Here is a 12,135-nt window from a genome sequence, read left to right as displayed (position 1 = left end):
TTAACCACAGTGCTATTTCCGCAACTCACTGCAAAGGCTGTGGCGAACCTATTCCAGAAAAGCGCCGTGTAGCCGTTCCTGGCTGCACCATGTGTGCTTATTGCAAGAGCGATGCTGAACTGAAACTTAAACAGGAGCGTGGTTTATGAAATTCCGCTTATCAGAGTTTAACACTACACGCTATAGCCGTGGTGCTGATGCCGCCCGCGTCGATATTACCGAAGATGACGGCGATCAGCATTGGTTGTGGATGTCACCGCGGGACATCGAAAAGAACGTGATGCTGTTCGGTCCTCATTTAGGTTTTCTGCAGGCAGCTGCTCGTTACAGCATGAAGCCACAAAGACTGGTAAAGCAGTGGCGTGAAAAAGGCGATAAGAGATTCCTCCAACCCGTAAAGCCTGCCCGTTCAGAACATGGCTACTGGCGTCACCCTGACTGGCCTGATGAAGAGTCAGACCGCGTGATGACAGACTGGTTGAACATCATCGGCTATGAAATTGCATGCGGCTGGATGGACGGCGACAAAGATGCAGAGAGTATTTTGGAGCGCTGCTACGGGAATGGCGATATCGACATTCTGGAGTGGCAACCAAAACAACCTGAGGGTGAAGGCTGGTTTATTGTCTCTATTCATGACCACGAAGACGGACCGGTATGCATCTGGCTCAGAGATAAAGGATCTGCAGCATGAAAAATAAAATGACTTTCGAAGAGGCAAAAAGCCAGTTACAGGCTGCCATATCAGGCCAGAATGCAAAATACTGGGGTTATACCGAGGCAGTTAAAACTATTCTGGATGCGCTCAATCAGAAACCGTTTGGTTTTGTCACAGAAAGATGCGCCAAGGAAATGCATGCCAACGATCACGATGAAAATCACTGGATGTGGTCTATTTCAGCAGTAGTCATTGGATGCGATCCAAAACTCAAGCATGTGGTTCCTGTTTACCTGTGGCCCATCAGCACAGCTACAGCCACTAACTCTCCGGTAATCCCGGATGGTTGGAAGCTTGTGCCGATTGAACCAACAGAGAGCATGATTGTTGATGGTTTTGAATCTTGGCCAGATGAGTCATTCAGCAAGCCAGAAGAGTGGGAAGCGTATGAAGCCATGAGCGGATGCCAGAAGGCAGCTCACCGGGCGCGTCTTTGTTATAAAGCTATGCTCGCCGCCGCCCCTCAACCACCAGCACCGGAGGCCTGATATGCGATATTCACCAGGCGCTCTCATGTTCATGGGATTTATGGCGGTGGCGTTCTTCACGGCTATCGGTTATCTCGCAGTGCTGGTTCTGGAGTGAGTATGAACAATGCGTGGCGTGGAAATAACAAAGGAAGACATCAGGCGGTACTCATTGAGTACCACTTCAACCCAAAAGAGAAAAATTCAAAGTCCGTGTACCAGTTACGGCACTCCGGACAAAAAACTGTACTTGAGCTGAATCTTACTGTTGAGCGTAATAATTATGGGGAATTCAAACCCAATATAGACTTTGATGATTTTCCAAAAGGGCTAAGTGACCGCGAAGCAATGTTAAAGCTCGCAGACTGGCTGCATCGGCTGAGTGTGGTAATTGAAGATAATTGGGTAACGCAATGAACCATTTAATGATTGATATTGAAAGCATGGGCACTAAATCCAACGCTCCAGTAGTTTCCATTGGTTCCGTATTTTTCGACCCTGATTCCGGTGAGTCAGGGCCTGAGTTTTACCAGGTCATTGACCTTACCAGCGCCATGGCCACCGGTGCCGTTCCTGATGGCGATACTATCTTGTGGTGGCTTAAGCAATCACCCGAAGCGAGGGCAGCAATTACCACCAGCGATAGCATCTCTATTAATGCGGCGTTACTCGGCCTGAGCGCGTTTATTAAAGAGGGTATCCGGATTATAGGGTTGATTGACACCGCATGTAGTCTTGTAATTAATTCGGATTTGAGTGTTGATGGTTAAATAATACAGGGTGGCGTGATGGCTGGTCACAAAATTGAAGAAGAGTATAAGGGATTTCGTTTGGTCGTTCATAGGATCGGTAGTAGCGGCGAATTTACTTCGTGGGCGATCCGCCCGCTTACTGGAACAAAACGACTGTCTACTGGGGAGTTTTCTGGCCAAGGTGCGAAAAAATCTGCATACGAGAAGATCAAGGAAATGGTAGACGCTGCAACATCTTCCACATAAGACGCTTATGACGAACATCCTCAACTTTACAGAGGGCTTCCAGAAGATCAAGAAGCCCCGCTACCAGCGTCAACGGATACCAGAAGGCGCTATGGGCAGGATGCCATTCTATGGCGTTGCAGAGTCTGGACCAGCAACTAATTACGGTGCGGACATATCAACACTGGTGCGGGAGATTGAAGCAGGGCGTCTATAGCCCTGTTTCAACCCTATAATCCGGATACCCATTAAAGACAATACCAATGCTGACAGAGTCCAGATATGGAGTAATGGTGCGAACTTTGATGGCGTTATTCTCCGGGCCAGCTATGAGCGTATTGATATTCCCTGCCCGTGGAAGTTCCGGAGCGAACTGGATGTGCGAACCATTGTCGCCATGGGGCGTGCGGTTGGTTTAGATCCGAAACGGGATATGCCTTTTGAGGGTGAACAACATAACGCCCTGGCTGATGCAAGACACCAAGCAAAGTACGTATCAGCTATTTGGCAGCGAATTGTAAAAGCATAAATAATTTAATGACCGGGTGCAGCCGGCCGTAGTGGAGAACGACTCATGAGCGATCGCTTCCTGACTGATGATGAGCTTGCAGAGGCTACAGGATCACCACAAAAGTCTCTGCAAAAAGAAGTCCTGAGTATGAATGGGATATTTTTTATTGAACGCCGGGATGGAGTAATTAAAACAACCTGGTACCACATCAACCACCCTATTCGTATCGATGCATCAGCAGGGAATCAGCCCACACAGGGCATGAATTTTGACGCTATAGAGAGATGATATGGGTCGCAAACGAGCACCAGGTAATGAATGGATGCCTAAGGGTGTATTTTTTCGCCCTTCTGGCTACTACTGGAAGCCAGGAGGAACAACCGAAAAATTAGCCCCTGCCTCAGCAACTAAAACGGAGGTATGGGTAGCTTACGATAAGGTTGTCGAGGGAAGGAAAAACCGGGTCACATTTAACCAGTTATGGAAAAAGTTCCTTGCCAGTTCTGATTATGCGGATCTTGCCCCACGCACACAGAAAGATTATCTGGCTCATGAAAAATACATTCTCGCTGTTTTCGGTGAGGCGGAGGCCAAAGCTATAAAGCCAGAGCATATCCGGCGCTATATGGATGGCAGAGGGAAGCGTAGCCGTGTGCAGGCTAACCACGAGCATAGTTCAATGTCGCGTGTTTTTCGTTGGTGTTATCAACGTGGTTATGTTCCCGGTAATCCGTGTATTGGTGTGGATAAATTTCCAAAACCACAACGCGATCGCTATATCACTGATAATGAATATAAGGCTATATACGACTGCGCATCACCAGCTGTGCGGGCGGCCATGGAAATCGCTTATTTATGTGCGGCGCGAGTTTCTGATGTATTAAAAATGGACTGGCGGCAAATTATGGAGAAAGGGATATTTATTCAACAGGGTAAAACAGGAGTTAAACAAATTAAGGCGTGGACCGAGCGACTACATTTGGCTGTTGAAATATGCCGGGCGTGGGGTACTGATGGGCCAGTAATTAGAACCATGTATGGTGAAAGGTATTCTTACAAGGGCTTTAATGATGCCTGGCGAAAAGCAAGAAGTGCTGCATCTGATAAATTAGGATATCCACTTGATTGCACTTTTCACGATCTGAAAGCTAAAGGGATTTCCGACTACGAAGGAACCGGAAGAGATAAACAGCAGTTCAGCGGGCACAAAACAGAGTCTCAGGTTTTGGTCTATGATCGAAAAGTGAAGGTGAGTCCCACCTTAAATAAAAAAATGTAAAAAGTACTCTACGCCGTGGCTTTTACGGCGTATTTTTTTCTCACCGAATTTTCTCATTTTTTCTCAACGGGATTTGGGTCACTGACATAGCGCGGCATAAGTGTTTGAATACTGGCGGAGAGAGAGGGATTTGAACCCTCGGAGGGGTTACCCCCTCAACGGTTTTCGAGACCGTCCCGTTCAGCCGCTCCGGCACCTCTCCGCGTCAACGGTTGCCATGATGCACCGGTTTTTGGCATTTTAACAGTCCCCGGTCTCCGCTTTACGTTTAACTGACGAGATTGCGAGCAAATAACGATGATTAAATGGCCATGGCAAGAAAGCGATACATCACAGGTACTTTCTCCCGTGTGGAAAAACGCACTGGCAATCCCGGTACTTGCACCATTGGATCCGCAAGAGCAGCAAAAACTGGTGCGCCTGGCCGGCCGTTTTTTACAGCATAAGCGCTTGGTGCCTTTGCAGGGGCTTGAATTAAGCGAAGAAAATAGTGCCCGCATCGCCCTGCTGTTTTGCCTGCCAGTACTTGAACTGGGCTTTGAGTGGCTGGATGGCTTCCATGAAGTACTTATCTACCCGGATCCTTTCGTTGTCGATGATGAATGGATAGATGACTTTGGCCTGGTTCACCACCAACATATTGTGCAGTCTGGCCAGAGCTGGCAACAGGGGCCGGTAGTTCTGAACTGGCTCGATGTGCAGGATTCTTTTGATGCCTCCGGCTTTAACCTTATTTTTCATGAAGTGGCACACAAACTGGATGGCCGGAATAATGGCGTAACCAACGGTGTGCCAATGATTGCGTTACGTGACGTCGCTGGCTGGGAGCATGACCTGAACGCCGCAATGGCAACAATCCAGGAAGAAATTGATTTGGTGGGCGAAAGTGCAGCCAGTATTGATGCCTGGGCGGCCGCAGACCCTGCTGAGTGTTTTGCTGTTCTAACTGAGTACTTTTTCAGCGCGCCAGACCTATTTGCTACCCGGTTTCCGTCACTTTGGCAGCGTTTTTGCCAGTTTTACCGCCAGGACCCGCAAATGCGGCTTAAAACGGGTGGCGAGCCCCTGTATCCCGTGCAATAAACACCCTAAATGGCCGTTAATTCACCAATTGAATCAGCATGTTAACCAGGGTGTTGACACATAACTACAGGCTCAGTATTATTCGCCCCGTTCACACGATTCCTCTGTAGTTCAGTCGGTAGAACGGCGGACTGTTAATCCGTATGTCACTGGTTCGAGTCCAGTCAGAGGAGCCAAATTTAAGAAGCCTGCTTAAGGAAACTTAAGCGGGCTTTTTGTTTTTATGCCCATTATCTTTCTGCAATGCAAAGTAACTAACCTGTCTGCGCCCCGGCCAGTAACCATTAACCTCGTGAGTAATGAAAGTGGCTGCGGTTGCGCATTTTCCTCAGTAATAAGCCCGCGAATGCACTTGCTGATTACCTCTGTGGCCCGGTTTTTACCCCGGCCACAAAGCCTCACGCGCTCTGCCACCACTCACCATGAAGATAGTTCATGTTGGAGTGAAATTAACTCTCTTTCTCTCATTCATCTGCTCTGGCATAACTATGCCTATTAACTTATTGATAACATGATGACCGCGATGAATAAAGATTTTACCTTTACGGTTACAAGCAGTGTGTTCGACGAAAATTACAACCCGTCAGAAAACACGCGTATTACCACCAACTTTGCCAACCTGGCCCGTGGGAGCAACCGCCAGCAGAACTTGCGCAACACACTGGTGATGATTAACAACCGTTTTAATAACCTGGCCCATTGGGATAACCCTAAAAGTGACCGCTACGCCGTTGAGCTGGAGATAATCTCCGTTGAGATGGCTATTCCGGGCACCACCACCACTTTCCCGGCAATTGAAATTTTACAAACAACGATTGTCGATAAAAAAACCGGGCAGCGCATTGATGGTATTGTGGGCAATAACTTCTCTTCATACGTGCGCGATTATGACTTCAGCGTGTTGCTGCCAGAGCATAATAACAACCAGGCGAATTTTACTATTCCGGAACACTTTGGTGAGTTGCACGGGAATATATTCAAACACTTTGTTAACTCCAGTACATACCAGAAAAACTTCAGGAAAACGCCGGTTATTTGCCTGAGTGTTTCAAGTAAAGACACCTATCAGCGCACCGGGAATCAGCACCCGGTACTGGGTATTGAATACCAGCCAGGCAGCACATCGTTAACTGAACAGTATTTTGCAAAGATGGGCCTGCAGGTGCGCTACTTTATGCCAAACAACAGTGTTGCGCCGCTGGCATTTTATTTTTCCGGTGACTTACTCCGTGATTACACTGACCTGGAGCTTATCAGCACCATCAGCACAATGGAGACATTCCAGAAAATTTACCGGCCAGAGATCTACAACGCCAACTCGGCCGCCGGGCAATGTTACCAGCCAGACCTCAGTCACCAGGATCATTCACTCACTACCATTGTTTATGACCGCGAAGAGCGCACGCAACTGGCGATTGAGCAGGGTAAGTTTACTGAAGCGCATTTCATTAAACCCTACGAAAATATTCTTGCGCAGTGGTCCGCTAACTATGCAATTGCTAACCACTCAAGTTGATTAACGACGTATAAAAGGTTCTTTATTATGAAAAAATTGCTACCCACTTCCACGGCTGGCAGTTTGCCCAAACCGTCCTGGCTTGCACAACCAGAAACCCTGTGGTCGCCATGGAAACTGAATAACGGTGAACTGGCTGAAGGGAAAAAAGATGCCCTGAGCCTGGCGTTGTATGATCAACTGCGCGCAGGGGTCGATATTGTCAGTGACGGCGAACAAACCCGCCAACACTTCGTCACCACGTTTATTGAGCACCTCAGTGGTGTGGATTTTGAAAAGCGTGAAACGGTGCGTATTCGTAATCGCTATGATGCCAGCGTACCCACTGTTGTGAGTGCCGTAGAGCGCCAAAAACCGGTGTTTGTTGAAGATGCCAAATTCTTACGCCAGCTCACCAAACAGCCAATCAAATGGGCCCTGCCCGGCCCAATGACCATGATCGATACGTTGTATGACAACCACTATAAAAGCCGTGAAAAACTGGCCTGGGAATTTGCCAAAATACTCAACCAGGAAGCCAAAGAGTTAGAAGCCGCGGGTGTCGATATTATCCAGTTTGATGAACCGGCATTTAATGTCTTCTTTGATGAAGTGAATGACTGGGGGATTGCCGCGCTGGAAAGAGCCATTGAAGGGCTTAAATGCGAAACGGCGGTACATATTTGCTACGGCTATGGCATTAAAGCCAATACCGACTGGAAAAAAACACTGGGTTCAGAATGGCGCCAGTACGAAGAGACTTTCCCAAAACTGCAGGCGTCAAATATCGATATTATCTCGCTGGAATGCCATAACTCCCATGTACCAATGGACCTGCTGGAACTGATCCGCGGTAAAAAAGTGATGGCAGGAGCCATAGACGTGGCAACCAACAAGATTGAGACACCAGAGGAAGTCGCCAGTACGTTACGCAACGCACTTCAGTTTGTTGATGCCGACAAGCTATACCCGTCAACTAACTGTGGCATGGCGCCACTTTCCCGACAGGTAGCCAACGGTAAGCTCAATGCGCTAAGTGCCGGAGCTGATATTGTCCGCCGGGAACTGGCCGCCAAATAATTACGCCCACAAAAAAGCCTGCGTAAAGCAGGCTTTTTAATTATTGAGGCTGATGTACTCGCGCCTTCGTAAACCGGGTGCCAGTTAAAGCTTAATGGCTCTCATCTTCACGATTGCGGGTAACAATCAGTGGCTCAATATCACTCTCTTTCTGGATAACCAAGGTTTCATCCCCGCGCAGGCAGGCACCACCATAACTGCCGCCAACCGTGAATGTGCACACCTGCAAATAGCGCCCGGAGACTTTCGGCAGGCACCACAATTGCTGGTAGATATTTTTCCGGTCAACAAATTTGCCCTGAGTTTTATCCAGCACTTCATCCTGCCCGCTGATAAGGTCAATGTTGCTGCCGCAACGGCCCGATATCGGCTTCACAGCATAACCGGTTTTCGCCAGTTCCTCGTTCACGTGGAAATCTGTATCCAGCAAATAGCGGTGGTGAGGAAACAGCGACCACAGCACCGGCAGAATCGCCTTGTTACCGGGGATTACTGTCCATAATGGCTCAAACACCATCACTTCCGGGCGCAGCAACACATCAATTAACCGGACTTCATTTTGTGGGTGGCCAGTACGAATAGGAACCGCGGCATATTCTGTTTCGCTGACTTCCCGTACCTGTTCAATCGCCGTTTCCCATGCCCAGGTTTTCCAGACACAGTTAACCAGCCTGCCTTCATCGTCAATCAGCTCCCCGGCACTGTTCCAGCTTAACGAAGAGAGGCCACAAACCACCTTGCACTCAAACCCGGCATTTTCCAGCGAGCGCTGCATAAACATTGCATGGTATTTTTCCTCCACGTCATCATCCAGCATGATGTGGACAAACGGGCGCGCATCACTGTGTTTCCAGGCACCGGAAAGTTCATCAAGCAACCCTTCCGCCGGGTTATACCCCATACCCGGGTAACCTTTTTTCGCCCATTCGCTGAGGATCAACCCACCTTCTGTATGGCAGGAAGCCGAGTCTGCGTTGTACTCATAAACTTTTATCCCCCGCTCGTCCATGCAAAAGTCCAGCCGCCCTGTAACCATGTGATGACGGCGTTGTTGCCATGACAGGCGCAAACGGGGCCAGAGAATTTTCGGGATATCAAACAGTTCCAGCAGGCTGTCGTCTTTAAGCACTTTATCCGTCGCATGCAAATACATTAAATGCAGCTCATTGGTTGCTTTGATCAGCTCCTGCTCAGCATCTTCGCTAATGGTGAAATAGCGGTAAGGGTCCTGATTAATGCTGTAGCCGTTAGCAACGATGTACGCTTCCTGCAGCGGGTCTTTATCATTAAGCCAGCGGCCATTAAACTGCCCCTGCTCAGAAAGCCTTGCACCTGTGATAGCCAGTTTTTTAGCGGGAATTTCCGGTTGTGGCAGCGTGCCCTGCGTGTCATCGCTCTGAACCATCCACCCCAGAATCGTGGTGTCATCAAAAGTGTCTTTGAGTGTGTAGTGGCCGTCTTTCACTTCCAGCACCAGCTCCCTGGTCCATTGCTGGCCTGCCGGTAGCGGGGAATGGATAACATTCTGCTCAGCAATACGCACTTTATTGCCCAGCAATTGCGTGATAACAGCTACATGGCCGGTATGTTTGAATTCCCCGCCCTTTTGCCAAATAAGCAGTGCGCCAGCAACAGGAGGCCGGGTGGCACCATTAGCCACAGCCTGCAATGGCAGCAAATTGTCGTTTACTACCTGGCGCAAAAAACGCAGAGAAAAAATCTCATACGCCATGCCCACATCCGTAAACACCACACCATAGTTCAGGAACATAAAACGCCGCGCGAACTCAACGCATTGCCATTTATGCCCCATATATTCGTTTCCGATATAACTGCGAAATGCAGCGTCATCAGGAAAGCTCTGCGGATCCAGACTGCTGTAATTAGAGGAATAGATAGCAACCCCGCCAGGTGCATACCCTAACAATGTGCCAAATGGCGCATCACACCCGGTTGTTCCTTTACTCATGTGCTGACCTTACATAATACGGCCTGAGTCACTCCCTTTACCCTTCCGTCATGCTCTTCGGCTCAGGCGCTGTCCAGACGGAGAAGTCATTATCATAGCACTGCGCATCGTTTTGCCAAGCCAGTGCCCGGGTTACAGCACTGTGTTTTTTTAGGGGCTGATTTGTATCAGTTTGTCTCAGTAAAGCCAGATTAACCGCCCCCAGGAGTATGCATAAAACTGTATATATTCAATTTATTACACAAGGTTTGTGGAGCAGAGTTGTTTCTGCCTTCACATGATAACTCGAAAAAACCGCACGATTAGGGCAACGCACTCTGAGCTATCACCTATGGTTATTGGCATTGCAGGTTCCATAACCAAAAAGGAGCAGACACATGTCAAAAGGTCTCAATGGTAAAGTGGCCCTGGTAACAGGCGCGGCCCAGGGTATTGGCCGTGGAATTGCACTGCGGCTGGCAGAAGAAGGCGTGAACCTTGCGCTGGTTGATCTCCAAAAAGAAAAACTGGCACATGTGCTGGAAGAAGTCACTGCGCAGGGTGTCCGGGCCACAACATTTGGTGCAGATATCAGTCAACGTGAAGACGTTTACGCCGCAGTTGACCATGCAGTTAAAGAGTTAGGTACTCTTGATGTCATGATTAACAATGCCGGTATCGCTCAGGTCAAACCCATAGCCGATATCATGCCTGGCGACCTGGAAAAAATTCTGAACATTAATATTGGCGGCGTGACATGGGGTATTCAGGCGGCTGCCGCAAAATTTAAGGCGTTAGGAAAGAAAGGTAAGATTATTAGTGCCTCTTCTATTGCCGGGCACGATGGTTTTGCAATGCTGGGCATGTACTCGGCAACCAAATTTGCCGTTCGCGCCCTTACCCAGGCCGCGGCCAAAGAATATGCCAGCGCGGGTATTACGGTGAATGCCTATTGCCCGGGAATTGTAGGCACTGATATGTGGGTAGAAATCGATAAACGCTTTTCTGAAATAACGGGCGCCCCAGTGGGTGAAACCTACAAAAAATATGTTGAAGGCATTGCCCTTGGCCGCGCGCAAACGCCAGCAGATGTGGCAGCACTGGTCGCGTTCCTCTCCAGTGATGATTCCGATTATATTACCGGCCAGGCCATCCTGACCGACGGCGGGATTGTTTACCGTTAATTAATCCGCTTCATCAGACAACACAGGCTGCATAACGCAGCCTGTGAGTCTGATGACAAACCTCATATCCGCACAGAACCAGAGGGTATCACTCAATAAAAAACCAGGAAAATCAATTCATTGATTTTCACCCGCTAACTAAAAAGAAGGAAAAACCACGCTTTTTCCTTCTTTTTCATCAATCTGACAGGCTGCATACGCAGCCTGTTCTGGTAACAATCCACAAAGAGTTAACGCAGGTTGGCAGACTTCGAGCCATTCAGTACATCTTCAATGGCAGAGCTCAGTTCGTTGATTTCAAACTTCGCCACATAGCCATCTGCACCCACTTTGCGCACATGATCTTCGTTTGCTGAGCCAGATAACGATGAGTGAATAATAACCGGAATACGCTTCAGAGACTCTTCACGTTTAATATTACGGGTCAACGTAAAGCCATCCATTTCAGGCATTTCAAGGTCAGTCAGCACCAGGCCAATTTTATCACTGACCGGCACGCCTTCACGCTGTGCGTCATCCATTATTTTCTTAATGCAGTTCCAGGCTTCAAGCCCGGTTACGTTAGAAATAAATGGAATACTCATCGCATTCAAAGCCTGTTCCAGCATAGAACGCGCAACTTTTGAATCCTCCGCAACAATCGCCACTGCGCCAGGTTTCAGGTTAAACCGCTTCGCTTCCATGGTTTCTTCATGTACTTCGCGCGCGGTTGGAATGATGTCGCACAGGATCTGTTCGACATCCAGCACCAGTGACAGGCGGTTACTTGCCGGGTCCGTGTCCAGGCGGGCAATACTGGTAATGTAACTGTTGCTCACACCGGCTTCTGCCGCATGAACCTGGCTCCAGTCAAGGCGCACAATGTCATCCACTGTTTCCACAGCAAAAGCCTGAGTACTGCGGGCATATTCCGTAATCAATAAAATATTCAGCCCCGTTTCTGGTTTACACCCAACCACGGCTGGTAAATCAATAACCGGTATCACCTGGCCACGAATATTGACCATTCCCATCATCGGAGCCTGCATACCAGCCGCTTTAGTAAGCACTGGCATAGGCACAATTTCTCGTAGTTTGAATACGTTTATGCCAAACAGTTCCGGTGGTTCTCCCGGGCCGGGCACACCCAGGCGAAACAGCAACAACTCGAACTTATTGGATAGTGTGAGGTTTGTTCTTTCCTCAATCTCTTTTTGAAAGTTATCCATGTTTTCCTCAGTGTGGTCGGTGTTGGGGTGAGATAACAAAACAACACGAGTGATTGAGACAAAGACCTAACATATTTCCTCGCCTTCACTTCACGTGCTAACGGCAATTTTTGACCAGTTATCATTCTTTATCGGCAGCGCCCGGCAAAATTACAGTTGTTAATCCACCTTTTTCAATTTTCGTT

Annotated in this window: 12 protein-coding genes, 2 tRNA genes and 4 pseudogenes; 15 read left to right on the top strand and 3 right to left on the bottom strand. The window is 48.5% G+C overall.

Annotated elements, in window-relative coordinates; all coding sequences use genetic code 11:
• Positions 1–14 precede the first annotated feature (14 nt).
• The 10 genes and pseudogenes from DES37_RS26025 (at position 15) to DES37_RS04840 (ending at position 3,952) form a co-directional block, all read left to right on the top strand.
• Positions 15–149 (top strand): TraR/DksA C4-type zinc finger protein, encoded by a 135-nt coding sequence (locus DES37_RS26025; RefSeq protein ID WP_281271473.1) that lies wholly within the window; start codon positions 15–17, stop codon positions 147–149.
• A gap of 443 nt (positions 150–592) precedes the next feature.
• A pseudogene (locus tag DES37_RS26155) lies at positions 593–694 on the top strand (hypothetical protein); the annotation flags it as partial.
• Positions 691–1,206 carry a hypothetical protein gene (locus tag DES37_RS04875; RefSeq protein WP_110025041.1) on the top strand — a complete coding sequence of 172 codons (516 nt, stop codon included), beginning with the start codon at positions 691–693 and terminating at the stop codon, positions 1,204–1,206. The pseudogene DES37_RS26155 and the gene DES37_RS04875, both read left to right, overlap by 4 nt.
• A 99-nt stretch (positions 1,207–1,305) precedes the next feature.
• Complete coding sequence (locus tag DES37_RS04870; protein ID WP_110025040.1) at positions 1,306–1,602, top strand: hypothetical protein; 297 nt, start codon at positions 1,306–1,308, stop codon at positions 1,600–1,602.
• Positions 1,599–1,874 (top strand): annotated as a pseudogene (locus tag DES37_RS04865) (3'-5' exonuclease); the annotation flags it as partial. The gene DES37_RS04870 and the pseudogene DES37_RS04865, both read left to right, overlap by 4 nt.
• A 99-nt stretch (positions 1,875–1,973) precedes the next feature.
• Positions 1,974–2,183, top strand: a complete 210-nt coding sequence (locus DES37_RS04860; RefSeq protein ID WP_110025038.1) for a hypothetical protein — start codon at positions 1,974–1,976, stop codon at positions 2,181–2,183.
• 25 nt (positions 2,184–2,208) lie between these two features.
• Positions 2,209–2,379, top strand: a pseudogene (locus DES37_RS26150) (ISL3 family transposase); the annotation flags it as partial.
• A 30-nt stretch (positions 2,380–2,409) separates the two neighbouring features.
• Positions 2,410–2,691 (top strand): annotated as a pseudogene (locus DES37_RS04850) (3'-5' exonuclease); the annotation flags it as partial.
• Positions 2,692–2,736: 45 nt separating this feature from the next.
• Positions 2,737–2,961 carry a DUF4224 domain-containing protein gene (locus DES37_RS04845; RefSeq protein WP_110025036.1) on the top strand — a complete coding sequence of 75 codons (225 nt, stop codon included), beginning with the start codon at positions 2,737–2,739 and terminating at the stop codon, positions 2,959–2,961.
• Between the two features lies 1 nt (position 2,962).
• Positions 2,963–3,952: a tyrosine-type recombinase/integrase gene (locus DES37_RS04840; RefSeq protein WP_110025035.1), complete on the top strand. Its 990-nt coding sequence runs from the start codon at positions 2,963–2,965 to the stop codon at positions 3,950–3,952.
• Positions 3,953–4,064: 112 nt separating this feature from the next.
• Here DES37_RS04840 and DES37_RS04835 read toward each other — a convergent pair.
• A tRNA-Ser gene (locus DES37_RS04835) sits at positions 4,065–4,154 on the bottom strand.
• Positions 4,155–4,249: 95 nt separating this feature from the next.
• Here DES37_RS04835 and mtfA point away from each other — a divergent pair.
• The 4 genes from mtfA (at position 4,250) to DES37_RS04810 (ending at position 7,610) form a co-directional block, all read left to right on the top strand.
• The gene (gene mtfA / locus DES37_RS04830; protein WP_110025034.1) at positions 4,250–5,035 is read left to right on the top strand and encodes a DgsA anti-repressor MtfA; all 786 of its coding nucleotides are present in this window, start codon (positions 4,250–4,252) and stop codon (positions 5,033–5,035) included.
• 100 nt (positions 5,036–5,135) lie between these two features.
• Positions 5,136–5,211, top strand: a tRNA-Asn gene (locus DES37_RS04825).
• A gap of 347 nt (positions 5,212–5,558) precedes the next feature.
• The gene (locus DES37_RS04815) at positions 5,559–6,551 is read left to right on the top strand and encodes a DUF1852 domain-containing protein (RefSeq protein ID WP_110025078.1); all 993 of its coding nucleotides are present in this window, start codon (positions 5,559–5,561) and stop codon (positions 6,549–6,551) included.
• A gap of 27 nt (positions 6,552–6,578) precedes the next feature.
• Entirely contained in the window at positions 6,579–7,610 is a 1,032-nt protein-coding gene (locus DES37_RS04810) for a methionine synthase (protein ID WP_110025032.1), read from the top strand.
• A 91-nt stretch (positions 7,611–7,701) separates the two neighbouring features.
• Here the strand turns inward: DES37_RS04810 and gss are convergent, their stop codons facing one another.
• Positions 7,702–9,579: a bifunctional glutathionylspermidine amidase/synthase gene (gss, locus tag DES37_RS04805; RefSeq protein ID WP_110025031.1), complete on the bottom strand. Its 1,878-nt coding sequence runs from the start codon at positions 9,577–9,579 to the stop codon at positions 7,702–7,704.
• A gap of 377 nt (positions 9,580–9,956) precedes the next feature.
• Between gss and DES37_RS04800 the strand changes: the two genes are divergently transcribed.
• Positions 9,957–10,742 (top strand): acetoin reductase, encoded by a 786-nt coding sequence (locus DES37_RS04800; RefSeq protein WP_110025030.1) that lies wholly within the window; start codon positions 9,957–9,959, stop codon positions 10,740–10,742.
• 230 nt (positions 10,743–10,972) lie between these two features.
• Here the strand turns inward: DES37_RS04800 and DES37_RS04795 are convergent, their stop codons facing one another.
• Positions 10,973–11,950, bottom strand: a complete 978-nt coding sequence (locus tag DES37_RS04795) for a chemotaxis protein (protein ID WP_110025029.1) — start codon at positions 11,948–11,950, stop codon at positions 10,973–10,975.
• Between the last annotated feature and the right edge of the window lie 185 nt (positions 11,951–12,135).

This window comes from Mangrovibacter plantisponsor (assembly GCF_003182475.1).
Lineage (GTDB): Bacteria > Pseudomonadota > Gammaproteobacteria > Enterobacterales > Enterobacteriaceae > Mangrovibacter > Mangrovibacter plantisponsor.
This window is presented reverse-complemented; position numbering and strand designations above follow the sequence as displayed.

What these genes read in the sequence shown, in the direction of transcription:
- DES37_RS04815 (WP_110025078.1), top strand. Translation starts at nt 5,559, where the DNA reads ATGAATAAAGATTTTACCTTTACGGTTACAAGCAGTGTGTTCGACGAA.
- DES37_RS04875 (WP_110025041.1), top strand. Translation starts at nt 691, where the DNA reads ATGAAAAATAAAATGACTTTCGAAGAGGCAAAAAGCCAGTTACAGGCT.
- DES37_RS04810 (WP_110025032.1), top strand. Translation starts at nt 6,579, where the DNA reads ATGAAAAAATTGCTACCCACTTCCACGGCTGGCAGTTTGCCCAAACCG.
- DES37_RS04845 (WP_110025036.1), top strand. Translation starts at nt 2,737, where the DNA reads ATGAGCGATCGCTTCCTGACTGATGATGAGCTTGCAGAGGCTACAGGA.
- mtfA (WP_110025034.1), top strand. Translation starts at nt 4,250, where the DNA reads ATGATTAAATGGCCATGGCAAGAAAGCGATACATCACAGGTACTTTCT.
- DES37_RS04870 (WP_110025040.1), top strand. Translation starts at nt 1,306, where the DNA reads ATGAACAATGCGTGGCGTGGAAATAACAAAGGAAGACATCAGGCGGTA.
- DES37_RS04795 (WP_110025029.1), bottom strand. Translation starts at nt 11,950, where the DNA reads ATGGATAACTTTCAAAAAGAGATTGAGGAAAGAACAAACCTCACACTA.
- DES37_RS04860 (WP_110025038.1), top strand. Translation starts at nt 1,974, where the DNA reads ATGGCTGGTCACAAAATTGAAGAAGAGTATAAGGGATTTCGTTTGGTC.
- gss (WP_110025031.1), bottom strand. Translation starts at nt 9,579, where the DNA reads ATGAGTAAAGGAACAACCGGGTGTGATGCGCCATTTGGCACATTGTTA.
- DES37_RS04840 (WP_110025035.1), top strand. Translation starts at nt 2,963, where the DNA reads ATGGGTCGCAAACGAGCACCAGGTAATGAATGGATGCCTAAGGGTGTA.
- DES37_RS04800 (WP_110025030.1), top strand. Translation starts at nt 9,957, where the DNA reads ATGTCAAAAGGTCTCAATGGTAAAGTGGCCCTGGTAACAGGCGCGGCC.